Below are 22265 nucleotides of genomic sequence, written 5' to 3'. Positions count from 1 at the left end.
GGAGAAGCTCCTATGAAAAGGAATTCGCAGGGCGGCACGCCCCCCGGGACTTCCTGGTCTCCGGTTGAAGCGCGGCGAAAAGCGTGGCAAGTGACCATTGCGCCTGACAATGCGCGTGCAGAGCCAGATATCGTTCGCGAAGATCGTCGATGGTCAGCAGTTGCGCCCACGCATCAAACAACGCATTGAGTTCGGACGGCGGCAGCGCGCGGGGTTTGGTAGGTGCGGCCACACCCAGTTCGCTTCGCAAGCGGACAATGGCCGCGCGCGTAGCCGTGCGGAAAAACGCACGGACCATCGGGAGGCTGGCCTGCCTCTCGACAAAGGCACGAAGCAGGAATTCGTCTCGCCACTGCCGCTCGATCAGCTCACATCGGCGCTGCAGCGCGCCGATGTCGACAAAGACGCGCAACGCGCCAGAGGCGAGCAGATCGCGTGTGAGTGCCGGCGCACGGCTGTCGCCCAGCACGCGCCGTATCACGTCCGGCGGGGAATCTGGTAACGGGAAGACGAGCGACTTCTGGCACGAATTCGTTTCACATGAAACTTTGTGATCCTCATTACGCGGATCCCCGCGCTGAACCTGGAGGCGCGAATAGGCGATCAGCTCCAGGAGCACGACATGCTCCAGCGCCGCGCTTTCAACAGGTAGGAGAGCCTTATCCATCAGGGCCCTCCCCGCTGAAGTCGCTCGTCAGCAGCTAGTTCTGGCCAGCGCGGCGACGCGAAGCGATCAGGGTGCGCTGCGCGGAAAGCGCGTGCAACGCGGATCAACTCAGACCACCATTGACCGATCGGGCGATCCGGATTGAGCATTACATCGAACATCACGTCCATACGGTCCGCAAGCAGCGGCTCGCCGATGCTAGTGTCACAAGCGCGGTTCCACGAGTCTTCGTCGCGAGCTATCTGCGCATAGAGACTGTCGCGGGGCACGCGCTCGAGGCCTGATGCTGTGTTTTGCCTTGAAAGGCTGACGAGCCACCACCAACCGAGATACCGGTTCAGTGCGCCTTCGTCACCCTGCGCCTCGGTGTCGAGCGAAAAATGCAATTTGCTTGGGGGTGGTGGCTCGACCATGAACCCATACGGCAGGCTTGGCGCGTCGCGTATGCAGCCGTCGAGACCACAGGTTCGTGCGAAGGCGAGCACGGTTTCTCGAAAGAGCTCGTCGTCGTTAGCCTCACCAGTACCGGACGCAGCCTGCGACATCCGCTGACCGGCATCAGCGACCTGCGTTGATTCCCCATGCGACTCACTGTGGCGCCCGTATGGCTCGCTGGTGGACCCGGCTGGCCGCTGCTCGGCGGCATCCGAAGGCGCGGCAGGCGTGCCGCGACTGTCCGGCAACTTCATCTGATCGTCGATATGCCTCCCCGATCCGCCCTGCGTGGTCCGTGGATCGTTTTGCTTTACAACCGATGCGGCAGATGGTGAATTGCTCGTTTGCACCGGCAGACGACCTACCTCACGCAGGTCATCTCCAGAGACATTGGGCATGTGCTCAAGCAGATGACACATCTGGTCGAGCGCGTCGCCACCGACGCCAAGCTCGCCTGCAAAGCGTCGGCGCCAGGCACTCACCAACTGCACGGCATCAAACGGCGTCCGCTGCTCCGGCGCGCCGGCCGCTTCCACGATTCGATCGGAGCTGCACGCCATCGCAATCCGGACCAGTTCCGGGTCGATCACGCGCTCCTGCACCCAGCGATCGTCCAGACCCAACCGCTTGGCCAGCCGCAGCATCGCGCCCATACCCGGCTGGATCGCATCCACCAGGGCACGCCGGCTCAGGTGCAACGTGGCTGGTCCAAGCGCCGACAGACGGTCAACCGCGAACTGGAACAGCGAGAGCAGCACATGGCTCACCGAAGCGCCCTCCTGTTCCAGCAGTCGCGAGAACTCGCGCAGCGACAGTGTTGCCCCACGTTCGGCTTCGAGGTCGGCCTTCAGCGCAAGATATCCGTTAGCCTTGTCCCAAAAGCACAGGTCCGCGCGCTGATCGTTCTCTCGCAGGTGTGCTGCCAAAAGCTTTGCCTCGCCGGGCCACGGCACATAGACGAAGTCGTAGTGAAGAAAGCGTTCGTCGCGTGTTTCGTCGTAGAGAGCCGTCGCTGCCGTCACACGCGAGTTGCCGCCCTTCGCCACCAGATAACGCGTCTCGCCAGGACGGCGCGTGACGGTCACGATCTGTTCGATACCATTCGTGCGAATGGATTCCTTCAGTTCGGCGATGCGCTCGTGCGACGCGCGCCGCGGATTGCGCTCGTAGACCATCACGTCAGTTATCTTGAGGCGGATCACCGACGCGAACTGCGGCTCGGGCGATTGCGGCCCGGGCGACAGCACGTCGAGGCGCCGTGCGGCAAGGAGTTCCCGCGCCTCGTTGGTCGCTTGCCCTGATGTGCTCATGCGATCGCCCCGTGCGCGCTGTCAGCGGTCAGTGGGCAGTCGATCATATGTGCACGTGAACCCGCATAGACATTCGCCTGCGATGGGAATAGCTCCCACGCGAGACGGTGCATGACGTTCCAAGCCGAGTTCCCGAAACTCCGACGACGATCGAAATCGTGAACAGGAACGCGTGCTGTTGCGGCTGCGGCATAAGCTGCGGCCGACGGGATAACCGTGTCGAGCACCCTGACTTTCGGATGATCAGAGAACCGCTGTCGAAGGACAGCCGCGAGGGCCCTCGCGTTGGTCGTGCGCTCATGTGCATTGATCAGCGCGAGCAGATCACCCGAGCGGAACAGTTCGCCGAAATCGGCCAGCCGGTTCAGATCGTCGAGCATCGCGATCGTCCCCGTAGCGAACTCGGCGGCGCTCAACGAATCGGGCTTCACGGGCGACACCATGATGTCCGCGGCCATTGCCGCAGACTTCTGTAGCTCGCCCACCGCGCCCTGCGTATCGATCAACACGACGTCATACGCTTCCATCAGCGGGCTTCGCATCGCCCGACGCAGAATCATGAGCCGGTCCTCGCGGCGGTTGAGCCACGCCTGCAGCTCCGCATCCGGTGTGTCGGAATAGATGAGATCGAGATTCGAGAAAATCGTCCGGCTTATACAGTCCGCGCACGGCTTGCCGCCAGAGGTTACGACAGCGCTCAGACCGCGCGGTGAACGGTAATGGACGGGAAAGAACTTGCTTAGACTCGGCTGGACATCTGCATCGATCGCTAGGACCTTCAGGCCGAAGGCTGCGAGCAGGCCGCCAAGGTTGGCGGCGACGGTCGTCTTACCGACGCCGCCTTTGGTGGAGACGAAGGAGATAACAGCCGGCACGGTCGGATATCCAGTACAGCGTCATCGCTTGAAATGAAAGTTAGTTGCAGAAATAAAAATGGCTGAACTACGTCGGTTCGTGAGACTGGCCGTGTTGACAACTGTCGCCGTCGCCGGCGGCGTCGCTACTACCAGAGCGCGTCAATTGCGAAGCAATCCACTTTTCATACTCGTCCACGGGAAAGAGACGGCGGCGACCCACGCGTATCGACGGCGGCATCGGCAACCCGAGCGTCAAGCGGTTACGCGCGGTCGCAGGCGCGATATGCAGCTCGCGCGCGATTTCTTCCAGCGTGTAAAACCGTCTACTCGTCACGCGGCCTCCGAGAACAGAACAAGCTTTACGGGTCCAGTGCCCGCTCCTTTTATCCAGGCACGTCTAGTCTTGTCCATTACTCGAACGTTCCTATAATCAAGGTACAAAATCACTCTAGGAATGTGAGACGGACATGTCAAGCACCACCGATCACGGGAACTACCAGCAGCGCGTTGCGCAGGTGCGCGAGCATCTCGAGCTGTCCCAGGACAAGATGGCGCGTCAGCTCGGACTGTCGCTGCGCGCCTACGCGAACTACGAACGTGGCGAGCGTGCGATTCCCGTCGAACTGCTGCGCAGCCTGTACGAGCAGTTTGCCGTCGACCCTGTGTGGCTGCTGACAGGCGACGGCAACATGATCTTTGATCGCGATGTGCGGTACCGGCTCGATCAGAAAACGCTCGACAACGTGCTGATGGCGGTTGAGCGAATCGAGCAACGCCTCCCGGTACCCCTCGATGCGAAGAAGAAGGCACGGCTCGTTGGCCTGCTCTACGAGCAATGCCAACTCCTGGGCGACAGCGCCGACGACATCCTGAAAGACTCGCGGATCGGACGCCTGACACGGACGTTTCGCTGAAATCGACAACCGGCAAAAACGTTGAACAGCGCGCAACAACCGGCGGCCCGGCGCTAAGCTTCGGGCTTTCCGCATTTGCCCGGCGAATTCGACGCGGGCAAAAAGCGCAGCATCCATCGAGGAGGTCCGTGATGGCGCGTCTGGACGACCTACGTGAAGAACTGGAACAGCTAGGCAGGGAGATCGAGGAAGAGGTGCTACGCGAACGTAGCGTGCGTGACCATGTTGCGTCTCCCTCGCGCGATACGCCGATTCGCATCGAACTCGACATTACGCCAAATGCGCGCCACCGGCTGCAGATCAGCATCACGATGCAACCGCCCGATGACGACGGACCACCATGAAGGTTCGCACCGTGCTTCCATCTGCCTGGAATGCGTTGCGTATCAGCTCATCCGGTCGCGCTCTACGCGATATATGGGCTGCTCGCCCAGTCCAGAGTGTGCTGACGTTGCGTTCTTGTCGATAGGCGCGAGACCAACGCATACCGGGGCTGCACGCTAACGCATCGCTGCTCGTCTTTCGTTCGTCGCCCGAGCCCTGTCGTCAGCTCGCCTCCTCAGAAAAGTAATCTCTGACACGTACAGCATATTCGCGTCGTACCGGCTTTCGGGCGCCGCGCGGGGTGCTCGCATCTCCCGTTGCCAACAGACTTACACGGATTTTCCCCAGGTGCATCAAACGCGTTACTCCCCGTGGCGTGCACGTCCGAGGCGCACATGCGACGACCCGCTGTGCACGCCACTGCTCTCCATAACGCAACGCTGTGCAAATTTGCAGAACATCGCGCGACGCGACCGATGGTTTCGTAAGATCAAACCTCCGTTTGCCGTCCTTGGTCGCCGCGCCTTAATCTCTGCGTGGCGGCGGCAGGCAGCACGATCATTCATAGCCTTCGGAGGTCATTGATGAGCCACCGCGCCGTGATAGACGACCAGCATCTCATCCGCTCGGCGTTCCCGGAATGGAGCGCAATCCAACACACCATGACATCGCCCGACGTGTTCAACGTCGTCGTCGACATTGCGTTTGACTGGACGAGCATCGCGCTCGCGATGTTGATGCTGCATCGATTTGGATGGTGGGTGGCGCCAGCGGTCGTTGTCTGGATCGGCAACCGGCAGCGTGCGCTTGGCAATCTGCTGCACGATGCTGCACACCGCAACCTCGCCTCCTCGAGTTTCATCAACGACACACTTGCGCGTCTTTGCATCGCGCCAGCGCTACTCAACAGCCTCGCCATCTATCGTGAGCTCCATGCCCGCCATCACGCATGGCTGGGCGATCCACGGTTCGATCCCGACTACATCGCTGTTAGACCGGTTCCAGGCGATCGCTGGTACGAGCCGTTTTTGAAGGTGCTGCTCACGCTGCCCGCGTGGTTGGGTTCCATGTTCGGACATCTGCATCTGTCACGGCTTACCTGGTTGCAGCGCTGCAGCATCATCGGCTGGTGGGCGGCTGTACTGGGCGCCGTCACGCTGGCCTGGGGCGTTCATGCCGCCGAGCAGTTCGTGGGCGTCTGGATGCTGGCGCGCGCCACCGCCTTTCACGCGATCACCACGTTTCGGGAGCTGTGCGACCACTTCGGCCGACAGCCTGGCGGAATCTTCAATTACACGCGCGACGTCTCGTCTCATAACCCGTGGAGCTGGGTCATTCATCCGCGCAACAACGGATACCACCTGACGCATCACCTGATGCCGTCGATTCCCTATCATCGCCTCGCTCGTGCGCAGCACAGCCTACAGAAATTGCCGGCCTTCGCCCGGTCCGCGCGGGTGTGTCACGCGTATTTCCGTGGACCGGAGGCGGTCGTGCGCGAATGGGAAATCGTTGCAGGAGGCGAAAATGGCGCAGCGTAACCTCGGTGCAGTCCATGTGGCCGCGTTGCTCGTCTCGGCAAGCTACGGTGTCGCCTTTTTGCTCGGCTCCGGCGAAATGGCCGTTCATGCCGGGATGGCCGGCAGCCTGTATGCGATCGTCACGGCGCTCGGCATGCTCGCGCTTGCTCTGGCCGCGCCGACGCTCTGGCGAGGACGCGAACTCATCTGGGACGTATTCGGCGAGTGCTATGGCCCGGCCGTGCGCAAGCTCGTGGCGCTTCTCTCACTCGTCTGGATGTCCGGCGTGCTGGCCGCCCAGATCCATGGCGGTATTGCGGTGCTTGTCGCAGCGGGACTGCCGGCAACCCATGCACTGGCTGTGATTGCCGCGGCGTTGCTGGTCATGTCCTCCGTTGAACTCGGCATGGCGGCAATGCTGTTCGCGTTCTGCCTGCTCGGGACAAACATCGCTCTCCTGCATGCGCTTATCCAGTCGAACGGACTATCGGTGTACCTCCACGCATGGCCATCGTTCGTTCACGGGATAGGCAACGCCCCTCCGGCTGAAACCGTGGTCACCATCGCCGCGATTGGCTTTCTCGTTGTCACCGGCTCCGACTACCAGCAGTTCGTCATTGCGGCACGTCGACCGCGAGATGCCTGGCTGGGCTGTGCGCTGGCGAGCGTATTCCTCATGGTGACGGGGTTTCTTCCGGCTGCTACGGTTGTTGCAGCATTCCACGCCGGGAGGCTGTTCGGCCTGACGGATGCAGCAAGTGCGGTCCCGTGGATCATGCTGCAAACTGGTGGGGGGATGGGGCTATTTTGCATCGGCGTTATTCTGCTTGCCGCCCTCGGTTCGGGCACAGCCGTTACGCGTGCGATGGCCTGCGCACTTGAAGGCCTCCGTCCGGTTGCTGGCCGTCACCGCCATGCGCCGCGCATCCTGATCATCGCAATGGGCTGTGCGATTGCGAGTGACGGTCAGGCGATCGTGTCAACCATCATTTCCTTGAACGTCGTGTATGTTGCGGCCATCGGGTTGCTGTTCGTCCTTCACGAGACGGGGCGACAGGTAGCACCGCGCTGTGCTCCGGTGATGATGCTGTCAGGCGCTGTATCTTCGTTACTCGTTTCCGCAATGAGCCTCAGCGGTGTCGGCAATTTGCCCGCCTGGCTCCCGCTCCCAACTGGGATCGTCGCATCAGCTTGCGTTCTGATCGGATGGCACTTTGTTCCGCTTCTCCGCCGCGTCCGGTCATAACCTTCGCGCGCAGTACTATCTTCGGTACCGGAGCTGCTGGACAATACTACGGCGCCCACGAATTATCAGTGAGCCGTTCGAAGGCTAAGACAACCCTGGCCCTTCGAGCCCCCTGACCGGGGCTGCTCGAACGTACTCGACGTGCGTGAGAATCCGCGGGTGCCCAACTCGGAGATAAATCAACCCGGATGACGCCGCTCAACGCCGCGCCAAGTGCAACTTCGCGTGTAGTTGGCGTGCCGAGGACCGATCGGTTCAGATAGAGGCGTTGTTTGACGATTCGCCAACCGGCTTCCGAGCAAGTAAAGCCAGCTGCCTCCAGCAGCAGACGCCCGTCGGCAACCGTATAGACTAGCTCTGTCCGGTGACAAATACGACGCAGCCATGCCATGTTGTCCTCATCGCGCGCTGCGTGCAGTCCCCCTCCCTTGCCCGCGACCCGATGTACACGAACAATAGTCGCCTTGGCGCGCGTGTCGACGCTTTCGATCCACACGGCGACCTCGAGACACACCTGCCGACGGTGGAAAGCAAAGCGCTGGGCAGCTTGCAAAGCAGCGCTGCCTCGGATCACGCGAACCTGTGACTTACTTACACGATTTCTGTCTGATCCAGACTTCGGCGCGCTGCATCCATGACCAGCACACTGATCTTCGCCAGCGGCTCGGGTTCCGACTCCCAGTGATGCCAGTACAGATCGATCAACACATCATGGCCGGGAGCGAGCGCCACTAGTCTGCCGGAATGGATCAATGGCTCAGCTTGCATCGCCGGCACCAAGCCATATCCGAGGTCATCCAGTATCGCATCGAGCAGCGCAGTCGGTGATGGAAAATAATGCTTGAGGTACTTGCCCACCGACACGCCGAAGCGCGACTCCATAAAGGCGTCATGCAGGGCGTCCTTTCTGTTAAACAGGACTGCGGTAGTCTTGAGCGCATCAGCTAGCGTCATGCCGTTGGCAAAATGCTCAGATGCGAACTTGGGTGTCGCCACACACTGATAGCGCATCTGGCCGACCGGTTCGGCCAGAAAACCGTCGACAGACTTCCGATGCGTGGACAGGCATCCCTTGACGTCGCCGCGTGCGAGAGCGTCGAGCGTATGATCCTGGTCGTCAACGACAACCTCAAGCGCTACATGGCGATGCGCTAGTTCCCGAGCGACCGGTCCAAACCACGTTGCCAGCGAATCCGCATTGACCGCAAGCGCAAGGGCCGTGGTGGGCGCGCTTCCTGGCATGACGCGCCGAAGTAGAGCGTCCTGCAGCAGTCGTACAGACATGAAATAGCGCAGGACGTCTTCCCCTGCCTTTGTAGGGGTGAGCGGCGGCTCGCGACTCAGAAGCAATGCTCCTAAAGACTCCTCGAGGACCTTGATCCGGCGCGAAGCCGCGCCACGAGAAATATTCAGGGCAGCCGCAGCGCGTGTGAAATGTCGATGCTCCACCACCGCGGCAAACGTCTCCAGTTGCAGCATGTTCAACATCTTGCCCCCTTCAGAAATCGCTCTTCAGCGGTAACTCGCGTAGTGCCACCCTCGAACGTAGACGCGGAGGCGCGTACCGGAGTGTCTCTATCTTGCATAAACTGGATTGCGATTCCGTCGAAGGGATCCTGCAAACGTCGGCGCAGGCCAGCAATGGATGAGCTTGCCGAAGACGGTCACAGCTTCGTAATCGCGACCCAGTGAATGTTCAGGATTGCTTGACTGTGCATCCCCTGAAATTTCGCGCCCTGCAGTAGGTCGCTTATAAACTCGACGCAACCGGCGGAAAGAAGAAATGTTGAAGGTCTGCAAGCTGAACGGCCCCGGCCCGCGTGGAGAAAGCGCGTACAGCGGGGCGAACAGTGCGCGGGCCCGACGGGAGGGATAACCGCAGAGCGGCGGAAGTCGTCCGCGAACTAAATGCGCTCAAGGACCACCGCAATGCCTTGCCCCACCCCGATGCACATAGTACAGACCGCATACCGGCCGCGCGTACGTTCCAGCTCAAGCATCGCCGTAGTGGCCAAACGTGCTCCGGAGGCCCCGAGCGGATGACCGAGCGCGATCGCCCCGCCGTTCGGATTGACGCGCTCATCATCCGCGGCAATGTCGAGCGCTCGCGCGACAGCCAGCGCCTGCGAGGCGAACGCTTCGTTCAATTCGATAACGTCCATCTGATCGAGCTTCAACCCTGCGGTACGTAACACTTTGCGCACCGCGTCGATGGGGCCAACGCCCATAATGCGTGGCGCAACGCCCGCCGTCGCCATGGCAACGACTCGCGCGCGAGCCTGCAACCCGTATCGTGACGCCGTGCGTTCGTTCGCCAACAACAGCGCACACGAGCCATCATTAACACCCGACGCATTGCCCGCAGTCACCGTCCCGTCGGGACGCACCACGCCGTTGAGCTTAGCCAGCGCTTCGAGCGTCGTGGCACGCAAATGCTCGTCTTTAGCGACCACGATCGGGTCACCCTTTTTCTGGCTGATCGTGACGGGAACAATCTCTTCGTCGAAGCGACCGTTTTGTTGCGCTGCTGCCGCATGCTGTTGACTGCGCAAAGCAAATGCGTCCTGATCTGCGCGGCTGATTCCGAATTCGGCCGCCACGTTCTCCGCGGTTTCCGGCATCGAATCCACACCGTACACGGTGCGCATCGCCGGATTGACGAACCGCCAGCCAATCGTCGTGTCTTCAATTTTGGCAGCCCGGCTAAATGCGCTCTCGGCCTTGCCCATGACGAACGGCGCGCGGCTCATGCTCTCGACGCCGCCCGCGATCATCAGTTCGGCCTCTCCGCTCTTGATCGCTCTTGCGGCTGTACCGAGCGCGTCCAGCCCAGAGCCGCACAAACGATTGACGGTGCTCCCGGGCACACCGATAGGTAAGCCGGCAAGCAAACTTGCCATGCGTGCGACGTTGCGGTTGTCTTCGCCCGCTTGGTTTGCGCAGCCGAGGATCACGTCATCGATCGCGCTCCAATCTACTTGCGCGTTGCGCGCCATCAGCGCCTTGATCGGCACTGCGCCGAGGTCATCGGCTCGCACCGCCGCTAGCGCACCACCATAACGACCAATAGGCGTCCTAATTGCATCGCAAATGAAGGCGTTTTCCATCAATGCTCCCTGACATAAGTGCGTCCACAGCGCACCGCGAATCAAATTGGCGAATACGGCGTCCATGCCGTTGTGCGGAGCGGCTTGCGCTGAAATTCATAGCTCTCGGCAACTCGACTGCGCATGAACTCAAAGCATCGCCCACATGTAGCAATACTAGATTTCAGACGTGCAACGAACCAAAAAAACCACACCGCCGATCACTCCGACTCGACGATGTGGTTCCAGACGATTGAACGGAATCTCGCTCGCTCACCCTCTCCCCATTCCGCTTCACGTTGCGTTCGATTGGCTCTTAGAACGTCGAGAAGATCCCGGCAAATGCACCGAATTGACCATGCCCGTAGTTCGGACTCGTTCTAGCCCCCCCGTTAACCGGATCGTTGTTCACATTCGGGCCATACGGATCGCTATATCCATTGTTCAATCCTATATTGGACGTCGAACTATTATGGACATATGCGAGTTCGGTGTATAAGAGCGTTCGCTTCGACAACGAATAAGAGCCGGTAAGCGTATACATCGTCGCGTTACCATTCCCATGGTTTGCATTCGCGTGATAGACAGCGCTCTGGATACTAGTAAACGGTGTAGCTTGCCAGCTAGCCCCAATCCATTCTTGGTCAGCGGCTGTGGGAACGGTTACGCCTCCCGGGAGTGCCGGCGCACTTGCAGTTCCAAAAACTGACTGGTTACTCGCATCCGGGGCACTCAGATGCTGGTATCCCGTGCTGATCTTGACTGGACCAAATGTGAACGCACCACCGACAGAAAACGAACGCGAATGAACGTACACGTTACTAAATTTGCCTTGAGGGTCGCGGATTTCGTCATACATCGTCTGAAGCAGGATGTTATGACCCTCGTATTGCACCCTCAGCGAATCAGACCTCCCTTGCGCGCCACCGAGCTGACCCGGACCGCTCCCAGGCGTACCCGCGTTCCATGACGTGGAATTCGTGACATCATATTGGCCGCTGAAGAACAGACCGCCAAACGTCGGGGACGTATATTCGAACCCGTTGCCGGTGCGACTCCAGTCGCGGCCACGAACAAGCGTCTGCACGGCATACTTTTCCATCAGTTGTGGGTCTAGGAACCACAGCCAGATCATGTTTTCGTACGCGCCCAGATTACCAACGCGGAACGACCCGTACTTGTCGTTACTCACACCCACAGTCGCATTCCGGCTGAAGAGGTTGCCATTATCGACGCTACCGTTTTGCAACAATAACCCGCTCTCAAGTTTGAAAAATACCTGAGTGCCTCCACCGAGGTCCTCTTGCCCCTTCAACCCCAGCCATGATTCGCCATAATTCCCGGTCGACGCCGAAAAAGACTTCCCCTTCGGGTAACCGGTCTCATATTGTATGCCGTTATCGAGACGGCCATAGATCGTTACACTGCTTTGCGCGTATACCTGCGTCGCAGCAAAAAATGCCACCGCTGGGATTAAAAAGCTACCCTTCATCATGTTCTCCGACCGCCTTGCGCATAAATAGTATTATTAAAAACGTACACCAGCAGACAAACCCGCTCCATCTAACAAAACTCGCCACGGCACCAATACACGTTCGTCGCAAAGCGGACATGCAACCCTAGCTCGATTCTCCATAGGTCGACCGGGGATGTGGGGCCGCACCACAGGAGCATTGCGGGGCCGATCGCAGTGATCGAAGACCGCACTCGAAATGACGATCAACGCTTCCTCACCTCGCGCACACGTGATCGGACAACGAGATGCCTTTTGAAAAGCAACTGAGCCAACCATTCGGTGGTTTCAACAATTCATCAGGCAAGCCATTCCGAAAGATACTGTTGTTAATTTAGCTAAACCAAGTCGTTTGCACATCGGAACAGCCCCCCATTGACGTCTGGATAAGCGTATGGCAAACAATACGCCCCGTATCGTATCTTTCCGCGCTGTGCCCGTTTTGGTCCAGGATGGACGCCCATCGCTTCCAAACACAAACCGAGAAAAAGGGAACGACCGGTCGAGCGGTACGCAAAACCTGCGCAGAACGGCAGAAGGACAGAGGTCCTCGAGCACAGTCGAGACCGTCGAACCCAGAGAACGGGGGCCTACTACTGGTAGCTGCATCTTGCCGGCCAGCGGCATTACCCAGGCTCGATGCACATCAATCAAGGAACAAAATACAAGATATCGATCGCACGCGAACTCAATCCGACCATGGCGAACGAGATTCCGCGGCAGAAATGGTGGATTCGTTGCTGTGACTTGCGTCCCCATGTCCGCCGCGGTCCGTACCACCCACGTGATGGAGGAGCCGAGCTCCGTCGTCCCCAGACGCCTCCAAGGCAGCCCGCCTTGACAGGCCGCCTTCACGAACATCAATACTTAATTCTCGGATCCCAGAAATCGCACTGATATTGCTTCCTGAATTCAGCCACGGATTCAAGTGAAGTCGGAATGTCCTGAACGAAATACTTGGCGTCATCACCACCAGTAAATCGAGGCCACGGCGCATCGCCCTTCCCGTTCGGGTTCCCTGTGTCCGCGAAATTTGTCCACTCAGCAACCATTTCGTCCGACAGTTTAGTCTCTTGTGCGTTGAGCTCGCGCGGCTGCCCAGTTTCCTGATCCAAGTTCACCCCCAACGGGCCACCATGCCACTTCGGGAAGAGGAACTGAATGTCGATGGTATGCGCGGCCAATGGTCTATATCCCGACATCTTGGGATAGTAGTATGGTGCATTCCGATAGGAAAAATCGTACGCATAAGTCGGGACGCGCTTCGAAATCATGTTCAGCACGTGCAGCTCACGGCACTTGATCGGATCCGATTCGATTCGATCCATGGCCATCATAGGATCATCGCCATACGAAGACAGCGGATATTGCGCTGCGGCGTCACTTCTAAAACTGAACTCGAAGTTACAAAAATCGCATGGCTGGCCTCCTGCCGTCTTTGCTGCATACTCTTTTGCAGTCAGCGAAGATTGCGGGGGACCCGTGAAGTACTCGGCAGCCCCAGTGAAGAACATGTACTCGTCCTTAGTCGAGCCACCAAGCAAAGGAACCTTGTTGAAGTTGCCAGCTTGCCACGCTTGCTCGGGTGATGAGGGCAAGATCGTCCCGTCGACAAATGGACTTGGGCTGACGACCATGTTGAACGACTTCGGCGTTCCTTCGATCTGGAGGATTCGAGCCACCGACAGGTTTCGGAGACACTTGGCCGATTCCTCACCTGACTCCGGACAGCCCGCTTGCTTCGTAAAGTTCGCGCTCAATTGGTCTTGAATCGTCCGCGGAAGATACCAAGCTGTGAAACCCGGGGAACTCTGCGAAATGGCTCGACTGAACAGTCCCTTGCTCAATGGCGAGAGCATGTGAACACCGATGTTCACTGCGCCCGCTGATTGACCGGCGATCGCGACCTTGGTCGGGTCACCGCCAAAGGCGGCGATGTTTTGCTGCACCCAGCGCAGTGCCGCCTGCTGGTCGAGTATGGTGTAGTTACCCCACGGATGCCCCTCGCTGTTGATCGCAGGGTTCGAAAATAGTCCCAGGACTCCCAATCGATAGTTGATAGTCACCACGACGGTCTCGACGCCGTCAGGGCCGCCGGTCGCCAGCTTTGACGCATCATAGTCGTCCGATTCACCCGATAGATTCGCACCACCATGTAACCAAACGATAACAGGCCTTTTAGCGTTCTTAGGCGCGCCCTTTGCGACAAAAACGTTTAGGTAGAGGCAGTCTTCACTCGTGCTAACCGGCCCTGCGAATACGCCGAATTGGGTCGCCTGCGCGCATGTGCTAGCAAAGTGCGTCGCCGCACGTACTCCCGACCACGGCTTGGCCGGCTGGGGCGGGCGCCAGCGAAGATCTCCAACGGGTGGCGACGCATAAGGAATGCCAAGGAACATATTGATTCCATCACGCGTCACACCTCGCACCGCCCCACTCGCGGTATGGATGACGGGACCGTCGCTGGACAAGCCCTTAGTGCTCGCGAACGAGGATATTCCGCCAAGACCAATCAGCAACGACAGCGCAAACGCCATCATCACGTGGGACCGGCGCCGTGTCGCCGCGACTAAATTGCAATACCACCTCTTTCCCATAACTTCCCCTCTTATTTGCTAACCAAACCGCACAGCGGCTTATCGCGCCCATGCCATCAATTGCCAAGACAATTCGATAGCCCCCCATTGGGAGGTCGTTCTTAACTGCTGCGAGGTCAAACTTCGTGAATATGCCGTGCATTCGCGGGAAGCAGATGCTTCCCGCGTTTATTCTCTCGGGAACCGGAATCTCGGATCGGAATGACTGATCTTGGCGGTGATCGGCCGGAGACCCGGCCGATTCCGAGCTAATAGTGAATTGCTTCGGGCACATGCTGCCGCTGTTACCATCTGGCCCAGAAGTCACAGTGATGGTGCGGGGCGAAGTCGGCAACATAGGTCATACCTGAAGTGCCGAGGTTGCGGATCGCCGGATTGCCCGCGCTCACCGGCACCCAGGCCGGTTCACCCGAAATCGTCGGAACCCCGTCGCGCGCGAACGTCGCCCATGCCTGTTGTATACGATCGGCGACGCGCTGCTGTTCGGGCGTGAACCTCGCAGGTCCTAACTGGTCCGGCGTCTGGAAGACATATTGAACCTCTGCGCTGTGGAATGCGCCCAGCGTTCCTAACTCTGCGGGTGCTTGGAGGCCAGTTGGCGCATTGCGATCGCGGAACTCATAGGCATAGACCGGGGTGTAGCGCGACATCGCGGTGTTCGCGGACAGCGCGGGACAGGCGAACAGCCAGTCGGTCAGATAGGCGGAAAAGGCCAGAGCAACCGAAGGATAGCCGCTGACCGGATAGAACGCGGCGATCTTGGCCCCGCGCTCGCCATGCTGGACCTTGAGGTCATGGAGATAGTCAGCCTCATTGTGCAGACGGCCAAGTCCCCCGAGCGCGAACAAGCGTCCTTCATCGAGGTTAGAACCGTTCAGCACCGGCACACGGCTGAACTGGCCCGCATCGAGCATGGCCCCCGTACCTGGCAGCACCGCCGTTCCCTGTACCAAAGTCCACGGCGTGCCGCCGACTCCGACTTCGGTCATGCCTGAGGTCGAGCCTGCCGACACTGCATCGAGGCGGCGCAGGCAGGCGATCGCGGCCGGACCATTTTCTGGACATGATGCTGCCTTGGCATAAGCGATGCCTTTCTGATCGGCCAGTTTTCGATCGAATGCGACACACGGCCCACTCTCGATGATGGCGCGCGAGAAGAGCCCTTTAGCGCCGGGCGAGCGGAGCAGCGCGCACACGCTGACGCCGCCGGCGGACTCACCGAAGATCGTCACACGCGCCGGGTCTCCGCCGAACGAAGCGATGTTCCGTCGCACCCATCTCAACGCCGCCTGCTGGTCGAGCAGCCCATAGCCACCCGACTCCGCGCCCAACGCCGGATGCGACAGGAACCCGAGAGCGCCGAGTCGGTAGTTGATCGTGACGACGATCACATTCTGCTTTTCCGCCAGGATGTGCGGATCGTAATCGCTGCCCGCACCGTTGACGAAGGCGCCGCCATGGATCCAAACCATCACCGGGCGCGGGTCCGCCGTGCGGGCTGGACCATAGACGTTCAGGAAAAGGCAATCCTCGCTGCCCTTCATGGGTTCGCCCCGACGCGGATTGATGATTTGCCGGTTGACCGGCTGGACGCAGACCGACCCGAACTCTTGCGCCTTGTATGGGGTGTGTCCCTCATGCACTGCCTGCGGAGCCGCCCAGCGCAGCGGGCCGACCGGGGATTGCGCGTAGCGAATGCCGAGGAAGCGCCGGCCGGTTTCCGTCGCGATGCCGATATAGGTGCCGCTGGGCGCCTTCACGACCGGAGGCGTCTGGCTGCGACCAACGGCGGGGCTGGACAAGTCCTTATTGCTCGCGAACGAGGATATCCCGCCAAGACCGATCAGCAACGACAGCGCAAACAACATGATCATGCGGGACCGATGCCGTGTCGCCGCGACTAAATTGCAATAGCACTTCTTTCCCATAACTCTCTCCTCTTATTTGCTACCCAAATCGCATAGCGGCTTATCGCACCCACGCCATCAATTGCCAAGACAATTCGATAGGCCACCGCATTGGGCGGTCGTTCTTAACTGCTGGGAAGTTGAACTTCTGAATCGCTTTGCATTCGCGGGAAGCAGATGCTTCCCGCGATTATTTCGCCTCTTAGACAAGCCATCAGGTCGCCGCTCTGGCGGCGACACGAATTTTGATTTATAGACGGCTTCGAATGGCGCTTAGCGGGCAGTTTGTTCTCCGCGTCCGTCGACGACACCATCAAGCGATGCGCGTCGCGCCACGACGCGCGAGTCCTCTTGCTGCTTTGTCCGATCGTAGTACTGCGCCGATGAAAGACGATCGTTAATGAATGCGATCGAGAGAGCCGCAACCGCACCTGCTGCTGCGATTGCTAGGAAGTTTTGCTCAAGCGGCAAATGCAGGGAAACCAGGAAACCGATGATGACCGGCGCTACGATTGCGCCGAGTCGCCCGATACCAGAAGCCATACCTACGCCCGTCGATCGAATCGACATCGGATAGAACTGACCAGCGTAAGCGTATGCCAATCCAAAGGTTCCGGTAGCGGTTGCTCCTACGAGAAGAACCAAGGCGAACCGCGCCGCGTTCCCCATTGGCTGGCCCACCATGGCCAGTGACACGGCAGCGAGGGCCCACATTACGGCAAGCACCCATTTCACGTTGAGCCGATCGGCCAGCCAGCCTCCCACAAGCACACCCGCAATGGCACCAACGTTGAAGACAATGGTGAACGTCAATGCTGAGCCAAGGCTGTATCCGGCGATAGCCATCAGCTTGGTCAGCCAGGTACCGAGCGCATATACCATGAACAGGCCTGCGATAAACGCGAACCAAAGCAGGATCGTGCTGACTGCTCGCCCCTCCCGGAACAGATTGACTAGCGGCGTACCCTTGACCGCATCCTGGGCAGGCACCACGAATTTCACCTGCGCCTCCAGTTTCAGACTGGGCTCCATCCGGCAAACGATGCGCCGAATACGTTCGTTGTCGTCACGTGCCAGCAGGTAGGGCATTGATTCCGGCACCCACTTCAAGATGCAAGGGATGAGGACAAGTGCGATTGCAGCAGTGAAAAAGACTGATTGCCACCCGTAGGCTACGAGGAACTGCTTGCCGACCAACGCGACGAAGATTCCGCCGATCGCAAATCCGCACGAAAGCATAGCGGGCAGCAGACTGCGCATCCTTCTGGGCGCGCATTCGGTCATCGTCGCCGTCAGAACTGGCATCACGCCACCGAGCCCTAACCCAGCGACGAAGCGCAGCACGCTGAACGCGGTCGGCTCGTGAGTCAGTCCCGCGAGCGCTGTAAATGCGCTGAAAAGAAAAACACCGATAGACAGTGCCGCTCGCCGACCGATCTTATCTGCCAAAGCTCCGAGCACAGCCGCACCGATCATCATTCCAACCAGCGCCGAGCTTGCCATGAGGCCGGCCGTCGCTGCGTTGACACCCAGCTCTTTCATGATGGACGGCATAGCGACGCCGGACATGTTCAAGTCGTAGCCATCGACCAGGATAACCAACGCGCACCACCACAAGACACCTAAGTGGAAGCCGTTGAATCTGGCCTCGTCGGCCACCTTGCGAACGTCAATCTGATTCATTTTATGTATGCCTTTACCTTGAAAGTGGGCTAGACGCTTCCGAACCGTTCTATGTTCGGACTGTCTCCTGAGTTCAGCGTCCGAGTGCGCAGTCATGCTGCATTAGAAGCAGGTTCGCACGCTGCGCTCGCGTCACTCCATCGAGACGGGACAGACGGTTCATCGGTTCGTCTCATTCACTAATGTAGACGGTTGTTTGTCACTTAGCATTGACACATTTCCGCATTGACACCGCCCCCCCGCGAGTTGTAGAAGGATACGCAACGTATCGTAGTTTATTGCAAGGCTTTAAAAGCTCCATTGCTTGACGGATGGTCGGCGAAAGGCGTCGCTCGCGAGGCGGCGGCCTGCGATCGTCCGGTCTGTCCGTCGGGAAGAAAAACGGCGGACACAGAGCAGCGCACTGCGCCATTTCGGCGCACGTTTGGGGCCGCCGCCTCGCTGGACGCTCACTGTGCGGGATTGAGCCAATACGCCGTGGCTCTTGCTAGAGGGTCTGAGGACCTACAGCGCAACGAAGCGAAGGCAGATTAGCTCTCAGTTCGCGCCACATATCACACCCTGCCGCTTGCGACAGCGAGCACGCGAAGCCCCCCTGCACGGCCTTGCATGATTCATGGATCGTTCTTTCGAAGGCTGTCTTGTTCTCGATACAGCTCGGAAAGCCAGTCAACGAAAGTCCGCGTCTTCGCCGACAAGTGGCGATTTTGCGGGTAAACGATAAACAACGGCGAGGGCACCACGGTCCAGTCCTCCAGAAGAGGCACTAGTTCACCAGACTCTATGTAATCTGCTGCACCGTACATCGGCAGATGACCTATCCCCATGCCTGCTCGACAGGCATCAAAATAGGCGTCTGTATCGTTCACGGCCACCCTGCCCGGCACCGCGATACGAGTGCGCTCCCCGTTGCGCATAAATTCCCATTCAAATATCTTTCCCGTCCGAGGGGAAAAGTAGTTGACGCACTCGTGATTCATGAGGTCCCGCGGGTGCATGGGTCGTCCCCGCCCCGACAGGTATGACGGCGCCGCAGAAATGACGAACCGCAGAAGGCCGACCGGTTTGGCAATCAACGTCGAGTCGGGCTGCGCACCTCCGCGTAGAGCGCAGTCCACTCCCTCCTCGAGGAGGCCGAATTCGCGGTCACTTAGGCCAACATCGATGTTTATACGCGGATAACGCGCCAAAAACTCCGGCAGCGCGGGGATAAGCACCCGGCGCCCAAGGAACGACGGTACGTCGACACGCACGCGGCCGCTCGGGCTAGCGTGGCTCTGTAATAGCGCGTCCTCGGCATCGCGAATCTCGGAGAGAATGTGGACGCAGGTTTGATAGTAGGCAGCACCATCAGTTGTCAGGTGCATCCGACGTGTCGTCCGAGTGAGGAGTTTGACGCCCAAGGCCGCCTCAAGGTCGCGAATGACGGTGGATACCTTCGCCTTAGGGAGGCGCATATTGTCTGCCGCTCGCGTGAAGCCGCCCGCATCGACGACCTGTACGAAGGCTTCCATTGCGCGCAACTTATCCATGAGGCGTATCTCCAAATCTAATCGCCATTGGCCACCGCCAACTGGGGGCTTGGATGAACGTCGGGCTGGTGATAGTCAATGGACTATGCTTTCGCGGCCGAGATCAACGCTGGCGTGACAGATACGGCGACTGCGTTGATGACGCCACGTCTGCGATACCGTCAGCACGGGCCTCTGGGCACGGACATTCGCCAAATATGAGACTGTATTGGAGGCACACCGCGCGCAGAAGGCTGTAGAATCGGCATGTGCTTGTGCATCCAGTTCACCAATGCTTCGAGAGAACCTAGCAGACCTACAAGCTTTCGTCACGGTCGCCCGCGAACGCAGCTTCACCCGTGCGGCAGCCCAATTAGGGATATCGCGCTCCGCACTGAGCCACGCCATGCGTACATTGGAAAAGCGCATCGGGCTCCGCTTGCTTACAAGAACGACGCGCAGTGTCTCGACGACGGAGGCCGGCGCGCGGCTCTTGGCCACGCTGGAGCCGCGCCTCGCAGAAATTGATTCCGAGCTTGCCGCACTAGGCGCGCTGCGCGAATCGCCTTCCGGCAGAGTACGCATCAGTGCGGCCGACTACGCGATCAAAGAGATTTTGTGGCCACGTCTCGCTCCGCTGATGACTACCCACCCGGACATAGAGATCGAACTAAGTATCGACTATGGCCTGACGGACATCGTGGAGAAAGGGTTCGACGCTGGCGTCCGCGCGGGCGATCAGGTGGCGAAAGATATGGTCGCGGTGCTTATTGCGCCCGACCTATGCCTTTCGGTTGTTGCCTCCCCTCGATACCTCGCCGGCCGCGATATGCCGCGAACTCCGGACGACCTCTTGCGGCATCGCTGCATCAATCTCCGGTTGCCTACCTACGGAGCGCTGGCGCCGTGGGAACTTGAGAAAGAGGGCAAGACGATCACCGTCCGCGCGGAAGGGCCCGCCGTTTTTAACAGCGTCTACCCGGTTCTGCAGGCCGCCATCGACGATGCAGGATTGGCTTTCGTTCCTCTTGATCTCGCCCAGCCGCACATCAATGCAGGCCGCTTAGTGCCCCTACTGAACGACTGGTGGCCCCGCTTTTCAGCGTACCTTTATTACCCGAGCAGTCGACAGGCGTCACGCGCATTTTCCGTTGTCTTAGACGCACTCCGTTACCGAAATTAACAGTTTTCGCAACTCCGCCGATGCCCTTCGGCCGTGCACGAAGATCGGCAACGACCAGACCTTAGGTTGGGGGATGCCTTGATTCGCTCGTGTTTCACAACCGCTCGCGGCCAACTGGTAGCTAGCCAACGAAATAGAACATCGCCCCAGCGACTGCCGCGAACGAAATGCCGAAGCACATCGCGATAAATCCGCAAAGATAGAGACCACGCAGCCTGAGCTCGAAGGGCAATGCACTGACACCGAGCACGACTAGAGTCCCGAGCGCAAGCGGCAGCAAAAGCGCGTTGAGCGCCTGCGCTGCAACGTTAAGCCACAGAAGGTCCGGCGTAAGCCAAACAAGGAAGGCGCCCAATGACGCCGCAACGATGTAGACAGCGTAGAACCACTGCGCGTCCCGAGATTCGGTTTCCAGCGCCCGCTGGCGACCGGCGGTTTCCGCGAGTCCCCACGCAAGCGCAATCAAAGAGACGATCGCGGCGACCATGGATGCACCGAGGACACCTGCCCCAAAGAGCGCCCGACCAACGCGCACTCCGAGCACGCCGGAGAATGCCGCGCTAATCTCGCCGATATTTCGCAAGACGTGGTGCCTGCCATCCGACGCCAACCCGGCGCCGGCGATCAGAACCGCTGCAGTCAGCAACTGCGAGAGCACGGCACCCGACGCCGTTTCAATCCGGGCTGCCCTATACTCGCTCGAACTGAGCCGGCTATCGGCAACGGCGGCTTGCTGGTAGAAGATCATCCATGGGTTGAAAGTCGTGCCGATCAACGCTGCAACGAGGTACGCGAAGTTTGGATCGGAGAATGGCTGATCGGCGAATGCGCGACCGAATTGCGTGAGGTCCGGATGCCCGAGCCAAGCGACGACAAAAAACGCGAGATCAAATGCGCCTATCGCTATCGCGATGCGGTTGATGCGCCGGTGCGAACCTGCGAATGCCACGCCGACCAACGCTGCAAGCGCGAGTGGCAGCGAAACGAAACGTGGGATGCCGATCATCTCGCCGACGCCGGCGACACCGGTGAATTCGGCGACGAGTGAGCCGAGTGCGGCTATCGATAGACCCAGAGCCGAAATCCTTGCCCAGCGGGGGCCGAGCTTTGTCCGCACCAGTTCCCCATGCCCGCTACCGGTGAAGACACCGAGCCGCATCGACAGCTCTTGGACCATGTACAACGGCGGAATCAACGCGAGCAGCATCGGGAGCAGCCGGTAGCCCCACTGTACGCCGCTTTGCGCTGCGGTCACCACGTTGCCGGCGTCGCAGTCCGCGAGCATGACGAGCAGCCCGGACCCGCAGCTGGCCATCCGTCGAAAATGCGCGGACGTTCTGGGATAGGTCGACGGCAAAGCTGCCATGAATTTCGAAGAACGATGGGTGTTTACTCGGCCTGGGATCGCAACTCGCGACATTCGAGTGAGCCCTTGCCAACCGTCGAAGACGGCTGGCGTATGGGCTATTCGGTGCATCGAGCATTCCCTGATGTACCGAATAGTCGTTCACG

The 22265-nt window shown here is 59.5% G+C and carries 17 protein-coding genes; 5 read left to right on the top strand and 12 right to left on the bottom strand.

All coding sequences use genetic code 11. The annotated features are described in order from the left end of the window. Positions 1-10 precede the first annotated feature (10 nt). The 4 genes from B0G57_RS26655 to B0G57_RS26640 all read right to left on the bottom strand — a co-directional run bounded on the left by B0G57_RS26655 (position 11) and on the right by B0G57_RS26640 (position 3603). The gene (locus B0G57_RS26655) at positions 11-667 is read right to left on the bottom strand and encodes a hypothetical protein (RefSeq protein ID WP_083925681.1); all 657 of its coding nucleotides are present in this window, start codon (positions 665-667) and stop codon (positions 11-13) included. Further along, the gene (locus B0G57_RS26650) at positions 667-2412 is read right to left on the bottom strand and encodes a ParB family protein (RefSeq protein ID WP_018441843.1); all 1746 of its coding nucleotides are present in this window, start codon (positions 2410-2412) and stop codon (positions 667-669) included. Before B0G57_RS26650 ends, B0G57_RS26655 begins: the two co-directional genes overlap by 1 nt. Continuing rightward, on the bottom strand, positions 2409-3287 hold the full coding sequence (locus B0G57_RS26645) for a ParA family protein (RefSeq protein WP_018441844.1): 879 nt from the start codon (positions 3285-3287) through the stop codon (positions 2409-2411). Before B0G57_RS26645 ends, B0G57_RS26650 begins: the two co-directional genes overlap by 4 nt. A gap of 67 nt (positions 3288-3354) precedes the next feature. Continuing rightward, the gene (locus B0G57_RS26640; protein ID WP_018441845.1) at positions 3355-3603 is read right to left on the bottom strand and encodes a helix-turn-helix domain-containing protein; all 249 of its coding nucleotides are present in this window, start codon (positions 3601-3603) and stop codon (positions 3355-3357) included. A 133-nt stretch (positions 3604-3736) separates the two neighbouring features. On the opposite strand from B0G57_RS26640, the gene B0G57_RS26635 reads away from it, so the two are divergent. The 4 genes from B0G57_RS26635 to B0G57_RS26620 all read left to right on the top strand — a co-directional run bounded on the left by B0G57_RS26635 (position 3737) and on the right by B0G57_RS26620 (position 7273). After that, the gene (locus B0G57_RS26635) at positions 3737-4183 is read left to right on the top strand and encodes a helix-turn-helix domain-containing protein (protein ID WP_018441846.1); all 447 of its coding nucleotides are present in this window, start codon (positions 3737-3739) and stop codon (positions 4181-4183) included. A 131-nt stretch (positions 4184-4314) separates the two neighbouring features. After that, positions 4315-4527 carry a hypothetical protein gene (locus B0G57_RS26630; protein WP_018441847.1) on the top strand — a complete coding sequence of 71 codons (213 nt, stop codon included), beginning with the start codon at positions 4315-4317 and terminating at the stop codon, positions 4525-4527. A gap of 564 nt (positions 4528-5091) precedes the next feature. Continuing rightward, positions 5092-6048, top strand: coding sequence for a fatty acid desaturase family protein (locus tag B0G57_RS26625; protein WP_018441848.1), 957 nt, complete (start codon positions 5092-5094; stop codon positions 6046-6048). After that, on the top strand, positions 6035-7273 hold the full coding sequence (locus tag B0G57_RS26620; RefSeq protein ID WP_018441849.1) for an SLC5/6 family protein: 1239 nt from the start codon (positions 6035-6037) through the stop codon (positions 7271-7273). The genes B0G57_RS26625 and B0G57_RS26620 overlap by 14 nt, the downstream gene beginning before the upstream one ends. 591 nt (positions 7274-7864) lie before the next feature. On the opposite strand, the gene B0G57_RS26615 is transcribed toward B0G57_RS26620, so the two are convergent. The 7 genes from B0G57_RS26615 to B0G57_RS26585 form a co-directional block, all read right to left on the bottom strand. Further along, positions 7865-8761 (bottom strand): HTH-type transcriptional regulator ArgP, encoded by an 897-nt coding sequence (locus B0G57_RS26615; RefSeq protein ID WP_018441851.1) that lies wholly within the window; start codon positions 8759-8761, stop codon positions 7865-7867. A 416-nt stretch (positions 8762-9177) separates the two neighbouring features. Further along, a complete protein-coding gene (gene pcaF / locus B0G57_RS26610; RefSeq protein ID WP_026229884.1) occupies positions 9178-10380 on the bottom strand; it encodes a 3-oxoadipyl-CoA thiolase in 1203 nt (400 codons plus the stop codon). Between the two features lie 295 nt (positions 10381-10675). Beyond that, positions 10676-11854, bottom strand: a complete 1179-nt coding sequence (locus B0G57_RS26605) for a porin (protein ID WP_018441853.1) — start codon at positions 11852-11854, stop codon at positions 10676-10678. 878 nt (positions 11855-12732) lie between these two features. After that, entirely contained in the window at positions 12733-14412 is a 1680-nt protein-coding gene (locus B0G57_RS26600) for a carboxylesterase/lipase family protein (RefSeq protein ID WP_102607239.1), read from the bottom strand. A 341-nt stretch (positions 14413-14753) separates the two neighbouring features. Next, the gene (locus B0G57_RS26595) at positions 14754-16343 is read right to left on the bottom strand and encodes a carboxylesterase/lipase family protein (RefSeq protein WP_018441855.1); all 1590 of its coding nucleotides are present in this window, start codon (positions 16341-16343) and stop codon (positions 14754-14756) included. A gap of 306 nt (positions 16344-16649) precedes the next feature. After that, a complete protein-coding gene (locus B0G57_RS26590; RefSeq protein WP_018441856.1) occupies positions 16650-18059 on the bottom strand; it encodes an MFS transporter in 1410 nt (469 codons plus the stop codon). Between the two features lie 614 nt (positions 18060-18673). Then, positions 18674-19591 carry a LysR family transcriptional regulator gene (locus B0G57_RS26585; protein WP_018441857.1) on the bottom strand — a complete coding sequence of 306 codons (918 nt, stop codon included), beginning with the start codon at positions 19589-19591 and terminating at the stop codon, positions 18674-18676. A 271-nt stretch (positions 19592-19862) separates the two neighbouring features. On the opposite strand from B0G57_RS26585, the gene B0G57_RS26580 reads away from it, so the two are divergent. Beyond that, positions 19863-20753 (top strand): LysR family transcriptional regulator, encoded by an 891-nt coding sequence (locus tag B0G57_RS26580; protein WP_018441858.1) that lies wholly within the window; start codon positions 19863-19865, stop codon positions 20751-20753. Between the two features lie 121 nt (positions 20754-20874). On the opposite strand, the gene B0G57_RS26575 is transcribed toward B0G57_RS26580, so the two are convergent. Further along, positions 20875-22068, bottom strand: coding sequence for an NRAMP family divalent metal transporter (locus B0G57_RS26575; protein WP_018441859.1), 1194 nt, complete (start codon positions 22066-22068; stop codon positions 20875-20877). Between the last annotated feature and the right edge of the window lie 197 nt (positions 22069-22265).

The sequence above is a fragment of the Trinickia symbiotica genome (assembly GCF_002934455.1).
Classification (GTDB): Bacteria; Pseudomonadota; Gammaproteobacteria; order Burkholderiales; family Burkholderiaceae; genus Trinickia; species Trinickia symbiotica.
The sequence above is the reverse complement of the archived record's forward strand: the minus strand, read 5'-3'. Positions and strand labels throughout refer to the sequence as shown.